Source organism: Mycobacterium sp. NPDC003323, assembly GCF_053589535.1.
This window is the reverse complement of sequence record NZ_JBSFSB010000001.1, coordinates 563,022-583,358: the sequence shown is the minus strand read 5'-3', so window position 1 is coordinate 583,358 and position 20,337 is coordinate 563,022. Positions and strand designations below refer to the sequence as shown.

The 20,337-nt window shown below is 68.0% G+C and carries 23 protein-coding genes; 4 read left to right on the top strand and 19 right to left on the bottom strand.

The features are described from left to right. Positions 1 to 11: 11 nt before the first annotated feature. On the bottom strand, positions 12 to 689 hold the full coding sequence (locus ACWDUN_RS02510) for a hypothetical protein (protein ID WP_449924117.1): 678 nt from the start codon (positions 687 to 689) through the stop codon (positions 12 to 14). Positions 690 to 722: 33 nt separating this feature from the next. On the opposite strand from ACWDUN_RS02510, the gene ACWDUN_RS02505 reads away from it, so the two are divergent. Next, a complete protein-coding gene (locus tag ACWDUN_RS02505) occupies positions 723 to 1,418 on the top strand; it encodes a dienelactone hydrolase family protein (protein WP_449924115.1) in 696 nt (231 codons plus the stop codon). Here the strand turns inward: ACWDUN_RS02505 and ACWDUN_RS02500 are convergent. The 10 genes from ACWDUN_RS02500 to rplS form a co-directional block, all read right to left on the bottom strand. Continuing rightward, positions 1,415 to 1,834: a nitroreductase family deazaflavin-dependent oxidoreductase gene (locus ACWDUN_RS02500; protein WP_449924112.1), complete on the bottom strand. Its 420-nt coding sequence runs from the start codon at positions 1,832 to 1,834 to the stop codon at positions 1,415 to 1,417. The genes ACWDUN_RS02505 and ACWDUN_RS02500 overlap by 4 nt on opposite strands. Positions 1,835 to 1,859: 25 nt before the next feature. Beyond that, complete coding sequence (locus tag ACWDUN_RS02495; RefSeq protein ID WP_449924111.1) at positions 1,860 to 2,429, bottom strand: histidine phosphatase family protein; 570 nt, start codon at positions 2,427 to 2,429, stop codon at positions 1,860 to 1,862. After that, positions 2,426 to 3,433, bottom strand: a complete 1,008-nt coding sequence (locus tag ACWDUN_RS02490; protein ID WP_449924108.1) for an ABC transporter ATP-binding protein — start codon at positions 3,431 to 3,433, stop codon at positions 2,426 to 2,428. Before ACWDUN_RS02490 ends, ACWDUN_RS02495 begins: the two co-directional genes overlap by 4 nt. Next, positions 3,430 to 5,133, bottom strand: a complete 1,704-nt coding sequence (locus tag ACWDUN_RS02485) for an ABC transporter permease (protein ID WP_449924105.1) — start codon at positions 5,131 to 5,133, stop codon at positions 3,430 to 3,432. Before ACWDUN_RS02485 ends, ACWDUN_RS02490 begins: the two co-directional genes overlap by 4 nt. After that, positions 5,130 to 6,287, bottom strand: a complete 1,158-nt coding sequence (locus tag ACWDUN_RS02480; RefSeq protein WP_449924102.1) for an ABC transporter substrate-binding protein — start codon at positions 6,285 to 6,287, stop codon at positions 5,130 to 5,132. The genes ACWDUN_RS02485 and ACWDUN_RS02480 overlap by 4 nt, the downstream gene beginning before the upstream one ends. Positions 6,288 to 6,319: 32 nt before the next feature. After that, a complete protein-coding gene (locus ACWDUN_RS02475; protein WP_449924099.1) occupies positions 6,320 to 7,153 on the bottom strand; it encodes a MurR/RpiR family transcriptional regulator in 834 nt (277 codons plus the stop codon). 116 nt (positions 7,154 to 7,269) lie between these two features. After that, a complete protein-coding gene (locus tag ACWDUN_RS02470) occupies positions 7,270 to 7,575 on the bottom strand; it encodes a DUF2469 domain-containing protein (RefSeq protein ID WP_019511324.1) in 306 nt (101 codons plus the stop codon). Further along, a complete protein-coding gene (locus tag ACWDUN_RS02465; protein WP_449924092.1) occupies positions 7,572 to 8,291 on the bottom strand; it encodes a ribonuclease HII in 720 nt (239 codons plus the stop codon). Before ACWDUN_RS02465 ends, ACWDUN_RS02470 begins: the two co-directional genes overlap by 4 nt. An 11-nt stretch (positions 8,292 to 8,302) precedes the next feature. Continuing rightward, positions 8,303 to 9,124 carry a signal peptidase I gene (lepB, locus tag ACWDUN_RS02460; protein ID WP_449924089.1) on the bottom strand — a complete coding sequence of 274 codons (822 nt, stop codon included), beginning with the start codon at positions 9,122 to 9,124 and terminating at the stop codon, positions 8,303 to 8,305. Positions 9,125 to 9,215: 91 nt separating this feature from the next. Then, positions 9,216 to 9,557, bottom strand: coding sequence for a 50S ribosomal protein L19 (gene rplS, locus ACWDUN_RS02455; RefSeq protein WP_083060875.1), 342 nt, complete (start codon positions 9,555 to 9,557; stop codon positions 9,216 to 9,218). 306 nt (positions 9,558 to 9,863) lie between these two features. On the opposite strand from rplS, the gene ACWDUN_RS02450 reads away from it, so the two are divergent. Further along, positions 9,864 to 10,805 carry a serine hydrolase gene (locus tag ACWDUN_RS02450; RefSeq protein ID WP_449926182.1) on the top strand — a complete coding sequence of 314 codons (942 nt, stop codon included), beginning with the start codon at positions 9,864 to 9,866 and terminating at the stop codon, positions 10,803 to 10,805. Between the two features lie 200 nt (positions 10,806 to 11,005). Here the strand turns inward: ACWDUN_RS02450 and trmD are convergent, their stop codons facing one another. The 8 genes from trmD to ACWDUN_RS02410 all read right to left on the bottom strand — a co-directional run bounded on the left by trmD (position 11,006) and on the right by ACWDUN_RS02410 (position 18,436). Continuing rightward, positions 11,006 to 11,707 carry a tRNA (guanosine(37)-N1)-methyltransferase TrmD gene (gene trmD / locus ACWDUN_RS02445; RefSeq protein ID WP_449924085.1) on the bottom strand — a complete coding sequence of 234 codons (702 nt, stop codon included), beginning with the start codon at positions 11,705 to 11,707 and terminating at the stop codon, positions 11,006 to 11,008. A gap of 1 nt (position 11,708) precedes the next feature. Continuing rightward, entirely contained in the window at positions 11,709 to 12,230 is a 522-nt protein-coding gene (gene rimM / locus ACWDUN_RS02440; RefSeq protein WP_449924083.1) for a ribosome maturation factor RimM, read from the bottom strand. Positions 12,231 to 12,236: 6 nt separating this feature from the next. Continuing rightward, complete coding sequence (locus tag ACWDUN_RS02435) at positions 12,237 to 12,479, bottom strand: RNA-binding protein (RefSeq protein WP_003928628.1); 243 nt, start codon at positions 12,477 to 12,479, stop codon at positions 12,237 to 12,239. After that, positions 12,476 to 12,928: a 30S ribosomal protein S16 gene (rpsP, locus tag ACWDUN_RS02430; protein WP_449924081.1), complete on the bottom strand. Its 453-nt coding sequence runs from the start codon at positions 12,926 to 12,928 to the stop codon at positions 12,476 to 12,478. The genes ACWDUN_RS02435 and rpsP overlap by 4 nt, the downstream gene beginning before the upstream one ends. Before the next feature lie 249 nt (positions 12,929 to 13,177). After that, positions 13,178 to 13,597: a nuclear transport factor 2 family protein gene (locus ACWDUN_RS02425; RefSeq protein ID WP_449924078.1), complete on the bottom strand. Its 420-nt coding sequence runs from the start codon at positions 13,595 to 13,597 to the stop codon at positions 13,178 to 13,180. Positions 13,598 to 13,622: 25 nt separating this feature from the next. Next, a complete protein-coding gene (locus tag ACWDUN_RS02420; RefSeq protein ID WP_449926179.1) occupies positions 13,623 to 14,837 on the bottom strand; it encodes an osmoprotectant NAGGN system M42 family peptidase in 1,215 nt (404 codons plus the stop codon). A gap of 69 nt (positions 14,838 to 14,906) precedes the next feature. Next, positions 14,907 to 16,637, bottom strand: a complete 1,731-nt coding sequence (gene ngg / locus ACWDUN_RS02415; protein ID WP_449924075.1) for an N-acetylglutaminylglutamine synthetase — start codon at positions 16,635 to 16,637, stop codon at positions 14,907 to 14,909. Further along, on the bottom strand, positions 16,634 to 18,436 hold the full coding sequence (locus tag ACWDUN_RS02410; RefSeq protein ID WP_449924074.1) for an N-acetylglutaminylglutamine amidotransferase: 1,803 nt from the start codon (positions 18,434 to 18,436) through the stop codon (positions 16,634 to 16,636). Before ACWDUN_RS02410 ends, ngg begins: the two co-directional genes overlap by 4 nt. A 113-nt stretch (positions 18,437 to 18,549) precedes the next feature. Here ACWDUN_RS02410 and ACWDUN_RS02405 point away from each other — a divergent pair, with 113 nt between their 5' ends. Together ACWDUN_RS02405 and ACWDUN_RS02400 are read left to right on the top strand one after the other, a co-directional pair. Then, positions 18,550 to 19,425, top strand: coding sequence for a D-alanyl-D-alanine carboxypeptidase family protein (locus ACWDUN_RS02405; protein WP_449924071.1), 876 nt, complete (start codon positions 18,550 to 18,552; stop codon positions 19,423 to 19,425). 95 nt (positions 19,426 to 19,520) lie between these two features. Beyond that, on the top strand, positions 19,521 to 20,336 hold the full coding sequence (locus ACWDUN_RS02400) for a D-alanyl-D-alanine carboxypeptidase family protein (RefSeq protein ID WP_449924069.1): 816 nt from the start codon (positions 19,521 to 19,523) through the stop codon (positions 20,334 to 20,336). Position 20,337 lies beyond the last annotated feature (1 nt).

The window sequence follows — 20,337 nt, the reverse complement described above, 5'->3', positions numbered from 1 at the left end:
CGGTCAAGCTATCAACCCTGGATCAGCACGGCCCGTTCCCGGTTCGCCGTGAGCAGCACGCCGCGGCCCCTGTCGATCACCACCCCGCGCACCCACCGCGAGCCCGGGGTCGCACCGTCGAAGATCTCGGACGTGACCTCCTCGGCCAGCACCGAGCGCCCGTTGTCGGTGAACAGGTAGCGGTACCGCGTCTCGGTCTGGCCCTGTCCGAGGTCTTCCGAATCGATGTCGAGCTCGACATCATCGGGCTTGGCGATGCCCAGCACGGTCAGCACCGCCTCCGGGGAGAGGGTGTCGAGTTCGATCTCGCGGGTCGTCTCCACCGGCAGGTCGACCTGCGCGGGCTCCTCGGCTGCGTCCAGGAAGCGCACCAGCCGCCAGCCGTCGTCGACCCCGCGCAGCGCGATGCGCTGTCCGCTTGGGTGCAGTTGCGCGACCAGCACCGACTCGTCGACGTACAGGGCCGTCGCGCCGGCGACCTCGCCGAGGTCGGCCGCGACCCGGCGCAGCGCCGACAGATCCCACGGACGCACCCTGGAACCCAGATCATCGGCGCACAGCGCCCGGACCGCCGCGGCGATGGCCGTGCGGATCGGCCCCTTGTGGCAGCGCAGCGGAACCTCATCCCCGTCGCGCAGGGACCGGATGGCGGCGACGACCTCGGGTGCCAGTTCGACGGAGTCAGACACGACACGTCAGATTACGGCCTCTAGATTTGCTTTATGACGACCATCACCCTGGACACTCCCGGCGGTCCCATCGACGCCCTGGTCGACACCCCGACCGGCACCGGCCCATGGCCCGGCGTGGTGATCGTGCATGACGCCATCGGCTATCTGCCCGACAAGGAGGCGGTGTCCGAGCGGGTCGCCGCGGCCGGGTACCTGGCCGTCACCCCGAACCTGTACGCCCGCGGCGGCCGCGCCCGCTGCATCACCGCCGTCATGCGCGCCGCACTGACCCGCCAGGGACAGCCGATCGACGACATCCTGGCCGCGCGGGATTTTCTGGGCAACCACCCCGACTGCACCGGCACGGTCGGAATAGCCGGGTTCTGCATGGGCGGACAGTTCGCACTGATCCTGTCTCCCAAGGGTTTCGGTGCGGCGGCGCCGTTCTACGGCACACCGTTGCCGAAGAATCTGGAAAACACCCTGCGCGGCGCATGCCCCATCGTGGCCAGCTTCGGCGCCAAAGATCCGCTGGGCCGCGGCGCGCCGGGCAAGCTCAACAAGGCCATCGCCGCACAGCAGATCGACGCCGATATCAAGGTGTACCCCGACGCCGGGCACAGTTTCGCCAATCAGCTACCCGCGCAGGCGCTGCTGCGGGTCACCGGGTTCGGGTACAACGAGGCCGTCGCCGAGGACGCCTGGAAGCGGGTGTTCACCTTCTTCGACAGGCATCTGCGCGGTTAGGCCCGCACCAACTCCACCACCGGGATCACCCGGTCGGTCTTGCGCTGATAGTCACCGAACTGCGGTTCGACCTCGACCTGCTTGGCGTAGATCTCGTCACGCTCGGCTCCTTCGAGCACCCGCGCCGTGGCCTGGTAGGTCTCGGTGCCGAGTTCGACGGTGATGTCCGGATGGGCCACCAGGTTGCGGTACCAGTCGGGGTTGCTGTCCGCGCCGCCCTTGCTGGCGAAGATGTATACCCGGTCGTCGTCGAGCAGCGGCACCAGCGGCGCGATGCGCTCGGTGCCCGATTTCGCACCGACGTGGTGGACGAGCACCAGCGGCTTACCGGTGAAGACGCCGCCCGCCTTCCCGCCGGTGGTGCGGAACTCCTCGATCACGGCCTGATTCATCGCATCGAAGTCTGCTTTTTCCATGTCAACTACATACCCTGGCGGTCGGTCAGCTATTCCCGGCGCCGACATTGAGCGACCGCAGCCGGGCTCGACCGTCGGCGTCGATGTCGAGCGCGGTGATGCTCGGTGCCGCCACGGGGACCATGCGGGCCGTGGACAGTCCGACGAACTGGTCCAGCACCGCCCGGATCACCCCGCCGTGCGTCACGACGAGCACGGGCCCGGCTTCGGCGGCCGCGTCGCGGGTGGCCGCCGTCGTGCGTTGCCGTACGGCCTCCGGGGTCTCACCCGCCGGCGGCACCAGCACCCCGGACCGCCACAAGGCGTAATCACCGCCGATCTGCTCCGGGGTCTGGCCCTCCCACTGCCCCAGGCCGGCCTCCGCCCAACGGCAGTCGAATCGGACGTCGGTGGCCCCGAGCAATGCGGCCGTCGATCGGGTGCGGGCCAGCGGTGAGCAGATCACCGTCTGCGGGCACCAGGACTGGACGGCGGGCGCCAGTCGGGCGACCTCCGCGCGGCCCTCGTCGGACAGATCGATATCGGTTCGGCCTTGCAGACGGCCCTGTCGAGTCCATTCGGTCGCACCATGTCTGACCAGCAGCACAGTGGTCATCGGCGGTGTCCCGTCTCGTCGAAAACCGCTGCGGGAGCACCGGGTAACACCAGACCGGTGCGGTGTCCCGGCTGCGCCGGGCGATCGGACACCACCGCGACCCGGTCCGCGCCCACCTTTCCGGTGACCAGATACCGGCCGGCCATCGGGATCGATTCCAACACCTCGAACGCCACCGCGGCCTCATCCTGCAGCGCCAGGTCCTCGGGACGGTACATCGCCTGCCAACCGGGGGCGAGACCGTCGATCACCGCACCGCCCAGCAGCACCGCGGGCGGCGTGCCGAGAAATGCGGCGACGAACGCGGTGGCAGGTCGGTTCAACAGCTCATCGGGGGTCCCGAACTGTTCCACCACGCCACCGTTCATGACGGCGATATGGGTGGCCATCGCCAGTGCCTCGGTCTGGTCATGGGTGACGTAAACGCTTGTCGCCTGCGTCATCCGGTGCATCCTGACGATCTCGGCGCGGGTCTCGACGCGCAGCCGGGCGTCCAGGTTGGACAGCGGTTCGTCGAACAGCAGGACCGCCGGCCGCGGGGCGATGGTGCGCGCGATGGCCACCCGCTGTTGCTGACCACCGGAGATCTGTGCCGGCTGGCGCTCGGCGAGGTCACCGATCTCCAGTGCGGCCAGCACCTCCTCGATGCGCTGCTCGCGTTCGGCACGTTTCCACCCGGCCACCCGCAGCGGCCAATCGATGTTGCCGCGCACCGTCATATGTGGCCACAGCGCGTAACTCTGGAACACCATGCCCAAGCCCCGCTTGTCGGCCGGTACCTCGATGCCGTTCTCGACGTCGACGACGGTGCGTTCACCGACGCGGATCACGCCGCTGCCGGCCTGCTCCAGACCGGCCAGGATCCGCAGCGTGGTGGTCTTGCCGCAGCCCGACGGGCCCAGCAGCACCAGGAAGGCACCCCCGGGCAGGTCGATGTCGACATCGCGCAACGCGACGTGGGTTCCGAAGCGTTTGCCGAGTCCGTTGATGGTGATACCGGTCATGAGGTGGTTCCTGTCGCAGTGGAAGCGGTGAGGCGGCGCGCGAGAACCGTTGCGGCCACCGAGATGACGGCGATCACGAGGGTGATCGCGTTGGCATGCTGGGTGAATCCCTCCGATGCGTAGCGGTAGGTCATCGTGGCCAGCAGTGGTGTGGCAGGAGTGACCAGCAGAACAACCAGCGACAGGTCGCGCACCATGGTGACGAACACCAGCACCCCACCGCCGACCACACCGCGCGACACCAGCGGCGCGGTGATCCGGGCGAACCGCCGCGGGCCGCGCGCACCGGTCAGCACCGCGGCCTCCTCGAGTTCAGCGGAGACCTGACCCAGCGACGCCCGTGAGGTCTGGAAGGCGAACGGCAGACTGGCCGCCATTCCGGCCAGCACCAGGATGGCGAAGGTTCCGTACAGCGAGGGCAGCGGCCCGATGGATGCGCCGAACAGGGCGATGAAGGCCGCACCGAAGGCCACCCCCGGAATCAGGAACGGGATGTAGGACAGGAATCCGATCGTCGCGCCGATGAACGGTGGTCGGCTGACACGGCGCGCGGCGTAGGCGCCCAGCAGACCGAGCAGGCCCGCGCCGACCGCGACGCACAGGCCGAGCAGGATGGTGTTCTGCAACGCCGACAACGCGATCGGGTCACGCAGGACGCCGCGCATGCCCTGTGCGACGGTGCCGTCGGAGTCCCCGATCCAGTAGTGCAGGGTCAGTCCACCATCGAGAGAGTTTGTGCGCCGCAACACCGTCGACACGGCGAGCACGATGCCCGGCACGATCGCGGTGGCGCCCACCAACAGGGCCGCCAACGTGAACAACGGCCAGCGCCAGGCGCCCGTGCGCACCGTCCGGGCCCTGGTGGCCTTGCCGGTGATGGTCTCGAAGGACCGGCCGCGGGTGAACCGGTTACCGGCCCACAGCACCAGACCGGCGACGATGACCAGCACGATCGACAGCGCGTAGCCACGCACCGCATCACCGGTGGAGATCGCGCCGTAGAGCCTGGTGCTCAGGGTCTGGAAGCGCACCGGCAATCCCAGCAGCGCGGGCACCGCGAAATTGCTGACACCTTCGGCGAATGCCAGCAGGAAACCCGACAGCAGCGCAGGTGCGGTGGCGGGCAGCACGATCCGGGTCGCGACCTGCAGCCGCGACGCCCCGGTCAGCTCGGCTGCAGCCACCAGGTCGCCACCCACCCCCAGCAACGCGGCCGAAACCACCACGAACGACAGCGAATAGTAATGCGCGGTGAGCACCAGGATGGTCGGTACCGCGCCCCAGGACAGCACGTCGGGCACAGCGATCCCGAGACCGGACAGCAGCCCCGGTACGCCGCCGAGACGTTCGTTGCGAAAGACGCTTTCCCATGCGAGCGCGATCGCGAAGCTCGGTAGCGCGAACGGCACCGCGGCCAGCACGCCGATGAGCCGGCGTCCGGGGATATCGCTCATCACCACCACCCAGGCCAAGAAGGCACCCAGGATCGTGGCGCACACGCCGGTACCGAGTCCCACCAGCAGCGAGTTGGTCAGCGGCTGCCAGAGCAGGTTGGCCGACAGCGGGCTGTTGAGAACCTCGCCCCACACACCGTCGGCGTCGGCGTCCAAGGTGCGCGCCACCAGACCCGCCAGCGGTGCCGCGACCAGCAGCGCCAGCACCGCGATGACGCCGGCGGCCAGCCCCAGCACGGACCTCACTGGATGGTGAGCAGGAAATCGGCCACCTGCGAACGTCGTTCGGCAGAGGCCTGCGGATCGATGGACCATGCGCCGAGTTCGTCGAGGGACAGGGCATCGGCCGGCGCGACGATGTCCTCGCGGGTCGGGTAGTCACCGGCCACGTGGAACGGTTCGAAACCGGGTCCGCCGGTCTCGGAGTCATCGCCCATCATGTGGTCGATGAGCAGCCGGGCCGCCGCTGGATGTGCCGCGTTGGCCGTCACACCCAGCATCGCCGGGAAGACGATCCCCGGTGACGGTGCGACACCGGAGGCCACCTGCAACGCCCAGCCCTCGTCTTGGTTGTCGCGACGGTCGGAGTAGGTGGTGAAACCGACCGGCGGTGTCGCCTGTCCGCGGGCCCCGACCGATGCGTTGACGGTGTCGGTGTCGTCGACGAGCACCACGTCATTGGCGTACAGATCCGAGATGAACTGCAGCCCCGCGTCTTCCACACCGTCGCCGAGTTCGATCGGCCGCCCGAAGTGTTCCTGGTACGCCTGCGCCATTTCCTGCGATTGCAGCGACATCTCGGTGACCAGGTCCAGATAGTCACCGCGCACATTGGGGTCGACCATCATCACGCGGCCGCGCCACGCGGGTTCGGTGAGCTCCCACAGGTTGCGCACCGGCGGACCGTCGGGATGGGCCTCCTCGTTGTACATCAGCACTTTGGTGGACAGCCGGTTGGCGGCCAGCGGGTCGCGGTGCTCGGCCGGTAGCGCGTCGCTGACACGTTGCGGCACATAGGGAGTCAGGATGCCGTCGACCAGCAGTTCGGTGACCACGACCGGCGCATCGGAGACGTAGGCGACATCGGCGGTGGTGCTGCCGGCGCGGTGCTCGCTGGCCAACCGGGTGATCAGTTCGGTGGACGACACATCGGTGGCGACCACGTCGATCCCTGGATACGCCGCCTCGAACGACTCCTCGATGGAGGCGATACGGCTGGTGAAGGCGTACACCGAGACGGTCCCCTCCTCCTGCGCGGCCGCGACGAGCTCATCGTGGCTCATCGCCTCCCAGTCGCGTTCCGGCGCGGATGGCGACGCTTCGTCGGTGGAGCCGCCACATGCGGTGAGCAGAAGCGCGAGCACCGATGTGGCAACGGTTGTGCGGACGGGTACGGACATGACGAACCTCCGGTTTGTTGTGGCGGGGTGTTTCAGGCGTCGAGACGGTCGATCAGATCGGCGAGTTTGTCCAGGGAGCGGTTGGCGGCATCGGGTTGGCGCCGGGCGATGGTCAGCACCAGCGCGTTGCCGATCGCCATCGGCACGGTCAGCGACAGGAACTCATCGCCGCGGCCGCGCGGTGCAGCCACCAGCGCGTCGGGACGCGGCTGCATCGACAACAGCGTGTCGGTGATGACGGCGCTGTGGCAGCCCGTTTCGGCGGCTATGGTCAGCAACGGTCCGAGCAGGCCGGGCATCCGCCGAAAGGCGAAGGCCAGCAACATGTCCTCGCCGGTGAGGCTGGAGACGCGTTCGGCGACATCGCGTCGCGAACCGGTCAGTGCGGTCACCCGGATACCGAACCGGTGCAGGCGTCGCACCATGAGGTCGGCGAGCACCGTGGCGTTGCCCTGGCCGAAGACGAAGACGTGGCCGGCGGCCATGATGCGGGTGGCGATGTCGTCGAGTTGATGCTGGCTGACATGTCGGGTCAGCTCGGCGAGCACATGGAGCTCGTCCTCGACGAAACCGCGCAGCACGTCGTGTTCGGGATGACGGCCCAGCCGGCCCTGCACCCGCTGCGCGGGGCCCTCGCCGGTCATGTAGTCCTGGCGCAGGGCCTCCCGCAATTCGGGATAGCCGGTGAACCCCAGCCGCTGGGCCAGCCGGGTCGCCGCCGACTGGTGCAGTCCGAGTGGCTCGGTTAGCTCGGCGGCCATCCAGTAGGACGCCGACGCCGGCTGGGACTGGAGCGCCGCGATGAGTCGACGGTCATTGGCCGTGAGACGATACCCGCAGGTCGCGACCAGATCCGTGAGAAGCACGCCCCGAAGTTATGTGCAATCGCACTTGCAGCGCGCGCAAGCCTTGCAAGTTCACGTGCTGTTTGCCAGATGTGCATGGCCCCGTCGCCGAGCAGGTGGCGCGGGCCACAGCCGGCTCAGTCGGGCAGCCGCAGCTCGGGCTTCTCGACCTCTTCGATGTTGACGTCCTTGAAGGTGATCACCCGGACCTGCTTGACGAACCGGGCCGGGCGGTACATGTCCCACACCCAGGCGTCGGCCAGGCGTAGCTCGAAGTAGACCTCGCCGTCGGCGTTGCGGGGCACCATCTCGACACTGTTGGCCAGGTAGAAACGCCGTTCGGTCTCCACCACGTAGCTGAACTGCCCGACGATGTCCTTGTACTCGCGGTACAGCGAGAGCTCCATCTCGGTTTCGTACTTCTCGAGATCCTCGGCACTCATCTGCTCTGCTGTCCTTCGTCTAGGTTGGGCTCCATCATTCCCCACACACTCATGCCGCGTCGCACCGATCCCGCGACTCGTCGCACATTGGCGAACGAATAGCGGTGCTCGCTGCACGGACCCAGATCCTCCAACGCGGCGGTGTGCACCGGCGTGCAGTATCCCTTGTGCTCGGCGAAACCGTACCCGGGGTGCTCGGTGTCCATCGCGACCATCAACCGGTCCCGGCTGACCTTGGCCAGCACGCTGGCCGCCGCGATACAGGCCGCCGCGGCATCTCCCCCGATCACCGGCAGTGACGGCATCGGCAGGCCCGGCACCCGGAATCCGTCGGAGAGCACATAGCCCGGACGTATCGGCAGCCCGGCGACCGCGCGCCGCATCCCCTCGATGTTCGCGTGGTGCACTCCGCGCCGGTCCACATCGATCGAGGGAATGAAGACCACGTGATAGGCCAGCGCGTAGCGGCGGATCAGCGGGAACAGCCGCTCGCGTTCGGCCTCGTTGAGCTTCTTCGAATCGTCAAGTGCAGCAAGGCTGTTCAGCCGGTTGGGGCCCAAGATGCACGCCGCGACCACCAACGGGCCTGCGCAGGCGCCACGACCGACCTCGTCCACGCCGGCGACCGGGCCGAGCCCGCTACGGTACAGCGCGGATTCCAGGGTGCGCAGGCCGGATCTGCGGATCACGGCTCTGGGCGGCCAGCTTGCCGGCACAGCACCGCTCCCTAATCGGCCTGCGGGGCAGTCTGCGGATTCACGCTGCTCACGCCGCCCCAGCGGCCCGGCGGCCAAGCGATGAACCGAGCCTTGCCGATCACATTGTCGACCGGGATCGTGCCGGCCTCGGGGTCGCCGGTGCAGATAAGTCCGCGCTGGGCGTCCTGGGGCAAGCTCGTGCAACGCGACCGGGAATCCGCGGAGTGGGTGCGGTTGTCACCCATCACCCACAACTTGCCCTGCGGCACGGTGACCGGACCGAACTCGTTGCCCAGGCACGGGTAGACCTCGGTGTCCGCGTTCATGGTGGTCGGATCCAGGTACGGCTCGTTGAGCTTCTTGCCGTCCACGGTCAGCCCCGTCGCGGCCCGGCACTGCACGGTCTGGCCACCGGTGGCGATGACACGCTTGACCAGATCGTTCTCGTCGGGCGGCACGAATCCGACGAAGGACAGCGCGTCCTGGACGAACTTGATCGCCGGGTTGTCCGAGCGGATCGACTGATAGCCGATGTTCCAGTTCGGCGGGCCCTTGAACACGACGACGTCACCGGGTTCCGGCTCGCTGAACCGGTAGGTGAGCTTGTCGACCATGATCCGGTCGCCGACACAGCCGGGGCAGCCGTGCAGCGTCGGCTCCATCGATTCCGAGGGAATCAGGTACGGACGCGCCACGAACGTCAACATCACGTAGTAGAGAACCAGCGCGATGGAGACCAGAATGGCACCCTCGCGCAGCGCGCCGTGCTTCTTCTTGGGCTTGCGCTGCTCGTCACCGTCGGTGTCGGTGCCCGATTCGGGCTGGGCGGTGTCCTCGGCGTCGTCGGTCACGGCATCAGGGTAGTCAGCGCGGCTGGGAAAGCGGCTGACCGGCGGGAGGCCGGACGTGGCAGGCGTGTCGCAACGAACACACCCGGCAACGTCAGCGCTTCTCCTTGATCTTCGCCTTCTTGCCGCGCAGCTCGCGCAGGTAGTACAGCTTGGCGCGACGGACGTCACCGCGGGTCGCGACGTCGATGTGGTCGATGTTGGGCGAGTGCACCGGGAAGGTCCGCTCGACGCCGACGCCGTAGCTCTCCTTGCGCACGGTGAAGGTCTCCCGGATGCCGCCACCCTGGCGACGGATCACGACGCCCTTGAAGACCTGGATGCGCTCCTTGGAACCCTCGATGACCTTGACGTGCACGTTGACGGTGTCGCCGGGGCCGAATGCCGGGATGTCGTCGCGCAGCGACGCCTGGTCGACGAAGTCAAGCGTGTTCATCGGTGACTCTTCCTTGCTGTGGGCGGCTCTTCGTGGGCGGCGCCGTGTTCGCGCAGCCGAGCCGACGTATTCGGGCGGATCTGACTGGATGTACCGGGCAGCAGAGAATGACCCTGCGCAGGCAACTGCTCAATTGTGCCAGACGAGGCGCAGCAGGCGAAATCGCGTCCGTAACCGGTCGCCGGGCGACACCCGCGGCGGGGTCCGGCGTCGTCGTGGCCCGATGGTTAGGCTACTGGGCGTAGGGGTAGAGGTCCTGTCATCGTGGCCGGGACCTCCCCGCGCCACCAGCACCCGGAGGACTGCATGCCGCGGCCGTCGAACGTACTTCAGGCGGCCGTGGCGGCAGCGTGTACGGCGGTCCTGCTCGCCGGGTGCGAGGCCCGCGGGTACAGCGCAGCGCCGGCCTCTCCCGACGCGCCGCAACTGACGGTGGTGGCTCCCTTGGCCACATCGGCGCCGCTGCCCGAGGAACCGCCCGATCAGCCGGCCGCCACCTTCGACGGGCTGCAGGGGCGGGTCAACCAGGCCGATGCGGACGCCGCGGATGCCGGCGCCGATCTGACGGTCGCGGTGATGGACCGCAACACCGGGCAGGTCATCACCGACGGCGTGCCCGACACCATCGCGATCGCGTCGGTGGTCAAGCTGTTCATCGCCGATGACCTGCTGCTACAGGAGGCTCAGGGCAAGACCGAACTGAGTCCTGATGACCGCGTCATGCTCGACGTGATGCTGCGCTCCTCCGATGACAGCGCCGCCGAGATCTTCTGGAATCGCAGCGGGGGCACCGACATCATCGACCGGGTCGTCGACCGGTACGGCCTGACCTCGACCAGGGCACCCGGAAACGGCCGGTGGTTCAACACCATCAGCACCGTGACCGACCTGGTGCGCTACTACGACAAACTGCTCGCCGGCACCGGCGGACTGCCGCCCGAGCGCGCCAGCATCATCATCGCAAACCTGTCCCAATCCACCCCGACCGCACCGGACGGCATGGTGCCGGGCGGGATCTACCCGCAGCGCTTCGGCATTCCCGAAGGCATCCCGGGCGAGCCGGTCGCGGTCAAGCAGGGCTGGATGTGCTGTATCGGCGCGGACTGGATGCATTTGTCCACCGGTGTCATCGGCCCCGACCGCCGCTACGTGATGGCGATCAGTTCGATGCAGCCGACCGGCGCGGATGCGGCACGGCGGACCATCACCGACGCTGTGCGGACGATCTTCCCCGGCGGGCACCTCTAGGTCCGACGGGACAGCGTCAACCTGGTTCGGGCGCTCCGGCACAACCGACAGATGGTGCACCTACCTGGCTTCAGCCCACTCCGGCTCACCCGGCACTCCGCTGAACTCACGCACACCCGACCCGACACTGGACCTACCTGGCTTCAGCCCACTCCGGCTCACCCGGCACCCGGCCGAGCTCACGCACACCTGACCGCGTCCTAATCGTCGCGGTCGGCCTGCTCCCCCACCAGCAAATCGGGCCTGCGCTCGCGGGTGCGCTGCAGCGACTGCTTTAGCCGCCAGGCCTCTACCTTGGCGTGATCCCCGGACAGCAACACCGACGGGACCTCGAGCTCACGCCATACCGGCGGCCGGGTGTAGCTCGGTCCTTCGAGCAGGCCGTCGGAGTGCGAATCCTCTTGATGTGATGCCGGATTGCCGAGTACCTCGGGAATCAGCCGGACGACGGCCTCGATCATGACCAGTGCGGCCGACTCTCCCCCGGCCAGCACGTAGTCGCCGATGGACACTTCCTCCACCCGCATCCGTCGCGCCGCATCATCGGCCACACGTTGATCGATACCCTCATAGCGCCCGCAGGCAAACACCAGGTGCGTTTCGGTGCTCCACCGCGCCGCGGTCGCCTGGGTGAACGGCCTGCCGGCCGGCGTCGGGACCACCAGCAAAGTGTCCGGTGTGCAGATCTCGTCCAGGGCCGCACCCCACACCGGCGCCTTCATCACCATGCCGGGTCCGCCGCCGTAGGGCGAATCGTCGACCGACTTGTGCACGTCGTGGGTCCAGCGGCGCAGGTCGTGCACGCCGAGTTCGATGATTCCGGCCTGAATTGCCTTGCCCGGCAATGCTTGTCGCAAAGGCTCGAGATAGGCGGGAAAGATCGTGATGACGTCCAGCCGCATGTCAGTCCATATCGAGCAGGCCGTCGGGGGGATCGATGTCCACCGTGCCGTCGGCCAGCGATACCGCAGTCACGATGGCACTGACGAAGGGCACCAGCACCTCGGCACCCTCGGGGGTCTTGACCGACAGCAGTTCCCCGGCGGGTGTGTGCAGCACCTCGGCGACCGTGCCGACCGCCGTCCCGTCGACGGTGCGCACCGCCAGCCCTTCGAGCTGGTGGTCGTAGAACTCGTCGGGATCCTCGATCGGCGGCAGGTCCGCGGACTCGACCAGAAACAAGGTGCCGCGCAGTTCGTCGGCGGCGTTGCGGTCGGCGACGCCGGTCAACCGCATCAGCAGTCGACCGGCGTGCTCGCGCACCGTTTCGATGACGTAGGTCCGTTCCGGACCGCCGCGCGGTTTGCGTCCGCGCAACTGCGCGCCCGGGGCGAAGCGCTGCCCCGGGTCATCGGTACGGACCTCCACGACGATCTCGCCGGTGACACCGTGTGCCTTGGCGACCCGCCCGATGACCAGTTCCATCGGTGACTACTGGTCGGTGTCCACCACGTCGACGCGGATGCCGCGACCACCGATGCCGGCGACCAGCGTGCGCAGCGCGGTGGCGGTGCGACCTCCGCGGCCGATGACCTTGCCCAGGTCATCGGGGTGCACATGGACCTCGACGGTCCGTCCGCGCCGGTTGGTGACCATGTCGACCCGGACGTCGTCGGGGTTGTCGACGATCCCGCGCACCAGGTGCTCCACGGCGTCGACGACGACGGAACTCATTCGGCGGCGGACTCTTCGGCGGGAGCCTCAGCAGCCTCGGCCGGCGCCTCGTCAGCCTTGGGGGCCTTCTTCTTCTTCTGGGTCACGGCCTGGCCGGCGGGCGCATCGTCAGCGGCGGCCAGCGCGGCGTTGAACAGATCCAGCTTCGACGGCTTGGGTTCCTTGACCTTCAGCGTGCCCTCGGCGCCCGGCAGGCCCTTGAACTTCTGCCAGTCACCGGTGATCTTCAGCAGGGCCAGGACGGGCTCGGTGGGCTGCGCGCCCACGCTCAGCCAGTACTGCGCACGCTCGGAGTCGATCTCGATCAGGCTCGGCTCTTCCTTCGGGTGGTAGCGGCCGATGACCTCGATGGAGCGGCCGTCGCGGCGGTTACGCGCGTCGGCGACGGAGATGCGGTACTGGGGATTGCGGATCTTGCCCAGACGGGTGAGCTTGATTTTGACAGCCATGAATCACTCCTGTGCTTGCCACGCTGCAATGCGGCGATCTCCGGCGGGATGCCGGGATCCGGTTTTGCCTTACGTGTGTGACCGCCGCGCGGCGCATCTAACGAGTCGCGTACGGACAGCCGATCATTGTGCCAGAGGGCCCGGGGCCTGCCCAAATCCCGGCATTCGGCGCCGGCCGACCGTGTCGGTACGCCGACACGCCGTCGTGGCTGACCGTTTGCGGTCGCTCGCCGGAGAAGCCGGTCCGCCTCAGACCACCCGGTCGAAGCACTTCTCCTCGACGCGCTTGGTCATCCGCCAGCCCTCGGCGGTGCGGACGAACTCGTCGTCGTACCAGAGCCCGCAGAACAGCACCTGGCCCTCCTCACCGCCCAGCACCATCGGGTTGAAGCACAGCGTCCGCGCGGTGGCGGTGTCGCCGGTGATCGTCACGTCGAAGTTGCCCAGCATGTGCGCGTACGCCGGAAAGTTCGGCAACACCTGCGACAGCCACGCCTTCACCTCCGGGTAGCGGCCGTCGACCCCGCCCATGGCGCGGTAGTCGACGTAGGCGTCCGGGGTGAACACCTGATCGAGGTCGTCGAAGCGGCGCGCGTCGATCGCGGTGGAGTACGCGACGAGCAGCTGCTGGATTTCGAGGCGGTCGGAGATCTCTTCGAGGCTCAGCACGCCCTTGATTGAACCACCGGACGGGTCAGGCCTGCGGGCCTTCCGAGGGCGGCCAGTGTTCGCCTTCCCACTCTCCCGGCTCGGCGTGATCCCCGCGCGACAGCGGCACCCACTGCTCGGTGGGCGCGGGCTGCTTGGACGACGGGAAGTCACGCAGCTTGCCGGTCGGGTGAGCATCCCACTTGGCGAAGGTCAGCGGGGTCTGCAGCCAGGCGAACAGCAGGTTGTAGACACCTTCGAGCGAGTCGATGTGGGTGCGTTCCCAGCCGTGGCTGCCGTCCAGCCCGAAGCCGACCAGCGCGGCGCGGGTGTTGGCGCCGGCCTCGATGGCGGCGGCCGCATCGGAGCGGTAGTAGCGGAAGACATCGCGCGCGTGCGGGATGTCGAGATCCTCGGCCAGCTTGCACAGTTTTCGGGTCAGGTGGTAGTCGAACGGGCCGTGCAGATCCGCCATCGGGATGGTCACGCCATCTTCCATGGAGTGCTGGCCGGGCGCGCAGACAGCGTTGTCCACCGAGACGAGTTCGGCGACATCGGGATCCAGACCGTGGCTGGCGCCGTGGCCGACCTCCTCGGTGATGGTCACCATGATCGTGGTCTTGTGCGGCAGCACGATCTTCTCCTCGGCGACGGTCTTGGCCAGCGCCAGCGCAACGGCCACGCCGGCCTTGCCGTCGAGGTGCCGGGACACGATGTAGCCGTCGGAGGTGAGCTCCGGCGCGGCGATCAGCGCGACGAAGTCACCGACGTGAAACCCCAGCCGCTCCAGGTCGGCGCGGCTGGTGACCTTGCGGTCGATGCGGACCTCGACGTGCTCCCATTCGGTCGGCTGGGTGTCGATCTCGTCACCGAACGCATGCCCGGATGCCTTGAGCGGCATGACCGTTCCGGTGAAGAACTCGTCCGGGTCATCGGTGAAGACGCGGACGCGGGCGCCGGTGGCGAACCGCGCCGAGAACGTGCCGACCGGGATCAGTTCGAGGCGACCGTTGTCCTTGAGGTCGCGGACCATGCATCCGATGGTGTCGGCATGCACGACGACCGCGCGGTCGGTGGTGTCCGACTCCCCGGGCAGCACGGCGGTCAGCGCGCCGCGGCGGGTCAGCGTGAACGGAACACCGATGTCGTCGAGCGTGTCGCCGATCAGTTGCATCACCGCGTCGGTGCGGCCCGACGGGCTGGGTGTCTGCAACATCGCCAGCAGGGTGTCGATCATCCAGGCCCGGGTCGCCTCCGGCATGACGGCACGTTCGGACAAAACGCCTCCTTCTCAGCGTTGATCGGTAGGCCGCGCAGGGCCGGTGTGCTGCTATCCCTGGTCGACGGGATCGGGCTGCCAGGCCCACGGGGTGGCCGCGGTACGTGGAAAGAGTAGATCCACGAAGGCCTGCGCCGTCGGCCGCGGTTCGTGATTGGCCAAACCCGGCCGCTCATTGGCCTCGATGAAGACGTAGTCCTCACCGTCGACGGCGGGCACCATCAGATCGATCCCCGTGACGGGGATGCCGATGGCATCCGCGGCGTCGACCGCGACCTTGGCCAGTACCGGGTTCAGATCGTCGGTGACATCGAGGATGGTGCCGCCGGTGTGCAGGTTCGCGGTGCGTCGCACCACCAGGTGCTCGTTGGCCGGCAGCACATCGTCCATGTCCCAGCCGGCCTCGCGCACGGTGTCCTCGGTGACCGAGTCCAGCGGAATCCGCGACTCGCCCTGGGTGGCGGCCGATCGGCGCCGGCTCTGCGCCTCGATGAGCGCCCCGATGCTGTGTTTGCCGGTGCCGATGATCTCCGGTGGGCGCCGGACGGCGGCGGCGATGACCTTGCCGTTGATCACCACGATGCGCAGATCCTCACCGGCGCAACGCTCTTCGATCAGGACGTCCGGGCAGTGCTTGCTGGCCAGTTGCAGCGCCCGGTCCAGTTCGTCGTGGCGGGTGACACCGACGGTGATCCCGGCACCCTGTTCACCGCGGGCCGGTTTGACCACCACCGAGCCGACCTCACCCAAGAAGCGGTGGTCTTCTTCGCCGAAGGTGGCGGTGACACCCTTGGGCACGGTGATACCGGCCTCGCTGACCACCTTGCGCGCGATGCGCTTGTCGTCGCAGCGGCTCATCGCGACGGCATTGGTCAGCTCCGACAGCGATTCGCGGGTGGTCACGGTGGTGCCGCCGTGAGTGAGTTGCAGATAACCGCCCTGCGCGTCGAGCACCTGGACTGCGATACCGCGCAGGATCGCCTCGTCGGCGATGATGCGGGCGTACGGGTTGAGCTGGTCGAGTTCCTCTTCGGGCTGGGCGGGCGCGAACAGCTTTTCGTTGATCGCGTTCTTGCGTTTGACCCCCAGTTCGGGGACGCGCTCGAATCCCATCCGCTCATACAGCGCGATGGCGCCCTCGTTGTCGTGCAGCACCGACAGGTCCATCTGGGCGCGGCCGCGCCGGATGAACTGCTCGACCAGCGACCGCACCAGCAGGCCGCCGGCCCCCGGCCGGCACAGGGTGGGGCTCACGGCCAGACACCACAGGCTCGACCCGTTCTCGGGGTCGTCGAACAGTTGGGCGTGGTCGATGCCGGTGACGGTGCCGACGACGGCACCGGTGTGGTCGTCGACGGCCACCAGGTAGATCATGTGTTCTTCGGACTGGCTGTTGTGCCACATCAGGTCGACGTCGGCGGGCACCATGCGGCACTGCAGGTAGATCTCGTTGATGGCAGCGCAGTCGGCCATCGACTCGACCGGGCGCACCGTCACCCCGGGCAGATCGGCGGGCCGGTAGGCCAGCGGCTCGGTCAGGTCGAGCCGGTAGGTGAAGCTCGGATCGATGAAGAATTCCTGCGGGTTGAGCGCCACGAAGACGTGCGGTGCCTCCAGGTACATGCCGATATCGCGGCGGCCACTGGCCTCGGCGCGCAGCGCGGTGCCCAACTCCCCGGGATCGTCGAAGGTCTGCCCGAACACCAAGCGACCCCACCCGAGGTCCTGCACAACCTCTTTCGGAGCGGCGTCGCTGTCTGGAGTCGCCTTCTCCAGGGTCATCTCGTCGTTACCCCATCCACATGGTGCGCCAGCCAGAGTTCCAGCAGCCCGAGCTGCCACAGGGGGTTACCCCGAAGTGGGGTGTGATAACCGTTCGGATCGGCCAGCAGGCGATCGACCTCGGCCGGATTGAACAGCCCGCGTGCCTTGGCGCCCTCGCTGTGCAGGGCGTCGCGCACCAGATCCAGGTACGGCCCGGACAGGTGTTTGAGCGCCGGCACCGGGAAGTAGCCCTTGGGGCGGTCGATCACCTCGTGCGGGATGACGCGACGGGCCGCCTCCTTGAGCACGCCCTTGCCCTCGTACGCCGTCTTGAGATGCGGCGGGCAGGTGGCCGCCAATTCGACGAGCTCATGATCCAGGAAAGGCACCCGGCCCTCCAGGCCCCACGCCATCGTCATGTTGTCGACGCGTTTGACCGGGTCGTCGACCAGCATGACGGTGGTGTCCAGTCGCAGCGCGCGGTCGGTGGCGGTGGCCGCGCCGGGGCTGGCGAAGTGCTCGAGCACGTAGTCACCGGCGATATCGGCGTCCAGCCGCCAGGACGGTTGCAGCAGGGTGTTCAACGCGGTGTGGTCGCGATCGAAGAAGGCCTGCCGATAGCTGGCCAGCGCGGCCGCCGGATCACCGTCGGGAGCGTGCGCCATCGGCGGATACCAGTGGTAGCCGGCGAAGATCTCGTCGGCGCCCTGTCCGGACTGCACCACCTTGACGTGCTTGCTGACCTCCTGGGACAGCAGGTAGAAGGCCACGCAGTCGTGGCTCATCATCGGCTCGCTCATCGCGGCGATGGTGCCGCCCAATGCGGGCAGCATGCGGGCGGTGTCGATGCGGATCTGATGGTGGTCGGTGCCGTAGTGCCGGGCGATGACGTCGGAGTACTTGAACTCGTCGCCCTCCTCACCGCCGGCGGCCTCGAACCCGATCGAGAAGGTGGCCAGCCCGTGCTGGCCCGCCTCGGCCAGCAGACCCACTATCAGGCTGGAGTCCAGTCCACCGGAGAGCAGGCAGCCGACCGGGACGTCGGCGACCAGTCGACGCTCGACGGCGGTGCGTAGCGAGGCCAGGATCGCCTCTTCCCACTCCGGCTCCGACCAGGCCGCACGTTCGGCCGAGCGCTCGAAAACCGGTTCCCAGTAGGTGTGTTGGGTGCGCGAGCCGTCGGGCTCGATGCGCATCAGGGTGCCGGGCGGCAGTTTCTTGACGCCACGCAGGATGGTGTGCGGCGCCGGAACCACCGAGTGGAAACTCAGATAATGGTGCAGCGCAACGGGATCGATGTCGGTGTCGACACCACCGGCGGCGACCAGGGCCGGTAACGACGAGGCGAACCGCAGCGCGTCGGCGACCTCGGTGTAGTACAGCGGCTTGATGCCCAGGCGGTCGCGGGCCAGCAGCACCCGGCCGCTGTCCACCTCGGTGACGGCGAAGGCGAACATGCCGTAGAGGTGATCGACGACCTTCTCGCCCCACTCGCGGTAGCCCTTGAGGACGACCTCGGTATCGCTGTGCGAGAAGAACCGGTACCCCTTCGCCAGCAGTTCCTGACGCAGTTGCGGGTAGTTGTAGATGCATCCGTTGAAGGCGACCGTCAGCCCGAGTTCGGGATCGTGCATGGGCTGCTGGCCGTGACTGGACAGGTCGATGATCGCCAGCCGGCGGTGCCCCAGCGCGATGTTTCCCTGGGACCAGAATCCCCCGCTGTCGGGGCCTCGCGGCACCATGGTTTTCGCCATCTCGGCAATGGCTCCGAGATCTGCCGACCGGCCGCGAGCAACCTCGCCGGCGATGCCGCACATTGTTTTCGTCCCCCTCGATGGTTGAAGGCCACTCTGGTTCGCGCTGGTCTTACGTTACCGGTGGCGGCGCCTTCCAAACCTCTGGCCTCGAAAGGTAGTTAGGCTCACAACTCATGCGCAGGCTCGTCGCCGGTCTCATTTCAGTGCTCGTCATGTGCACCGCCGGGCTCGGCTCGGCCGGTGCCGTCACCGGGGTGCAACAACCCCTCGGCTCGGTGCCGATACCCGACGGACCTGCGCAGGCGTGGGTGCTCGCGGACATGGACACCGGAGCCGTGCTGGCCGCGCGCGACGCCCACGGCCGGTACGCACCGGCGAGCACCATCAAGGTGCTGCTGGCCATGGTGGCCCTCGACGAACTACCCCTGGAGATGACCGTGGTGGCCGACGAGGCCGACACCCGGGTGGAGTGCAACTGCGCCGGGGTGGCACCCGGGCGCGCCTATACGGTGCGTCAGCTGCTGGAGGGTCTGCTGCTGGTGTCGGGCAACGACGCAGCAAACACATTGGCGACCGCTCTCGGCGGGCGGCCCGCGGCGCTGGCGAAGATGAACGCCAAGGCGGCGGCGGTCGGTGCTCACGCCACCGTGGCCGGTAGCCCGTCGGGTCTGGACGGCCCCGGTATCGAGATCTGGTCCTCGCCGCACGACCTCGCGGTGATCTTCCGGGCCGCGATGGCCCATCCGGTGTTCGCGCAGCTCACCGCGCAGCCGACGGCGCTGTTCCCGGGCAAGGACGGTGACCGGGTGCTGGTGAATCAGGACGAGTTGCTGACCCGCTATCCCGGCATGCTGGGCGGCAAGACCGGCTTCACCGATCTGGCGCGCAAGACGTTCGTGGGCGCGGCTGGGCGCGACGGCCGCCGGCTGGTGGTGGCACTGATGTTCGGCCTGGTGCGCGAGGGTGGGCCGACGTATTGGGACCAGGCCTCGGCACTGCTGGACTGGGGGTTCGCCCAGGACCGGGCCGCCGGCGTCGGCGTGCTGTAGTTCGAGACCCGACGGAGACCGTTTCGAGTCCTGCCGACCGTAGCGTTACGCGCGGGGCGAGCGTAGCGCCAGCGGAGCGACGGGAATGAGGGACAGTGCGGCATCTGCTCGCGGCGACCGGACTCGCCCTCAGTACGGTCCTCGCGGCACCCGCGCATGCCGCTCCCACCGTGGAACCCATTGGCGCGCAATCGTTCACCAACGGTCCCGCCAAGGCGTACCTGCTGGCCGACCTGGACACCGGCCGGGTGCTGGCCGCCAACGATCCGCACGGGTCCTACGCCCCGGCCAGCACCATCAAGGTGCTGTTGGCGATGACGGTGCTCGATCACCTGCGTCCGGACAACTTCGCTCGAGCCAACGGCTCGCACACCAAGGTCGAATGTTCCTGCGTGCATCTCAAACCCGGCCAGCCCTACACCGTCACCCAGCTGCTCAGCGCACTGCTGATGGTGTCGGGCAACGACGCCGCCAACATGCTTGCGGACATGCTGGGCGGGCAGCGCGTCGCGCTCGCGGCGATGAACCGCAAGGCAGCCGCCGTCGGGGCCCGCAGCACCCGGGCGTCGTCACCTTCCGGACTGGACGGCCCCGGTTGGGAATCCGTCACCACACCGCACGACCTGGCCGTCATCTTCCGGGCCGCGCTGCGCTACCCGCTGATCGCGCAGATCATGCAGTCCCGGTCGGCCGAGTTCGCGGGCAGGACGCTGTCGAACCAGAACGAGTTGCTCACCCGGTACCCGGGCGATCTCGGCGGGAAGACCGGTTTCACCAACCTGGCCCGTAAGACCTATGTCGGCGCAGCTCAGCGCGGGAACCGTCGGCTGGTTGTGGTACAGATGTACGGGTCCGGCGACCTGTACGGACAGGCCATCAGCCTGCTGGACTGGGGTTTCAACCAGCCCTGAG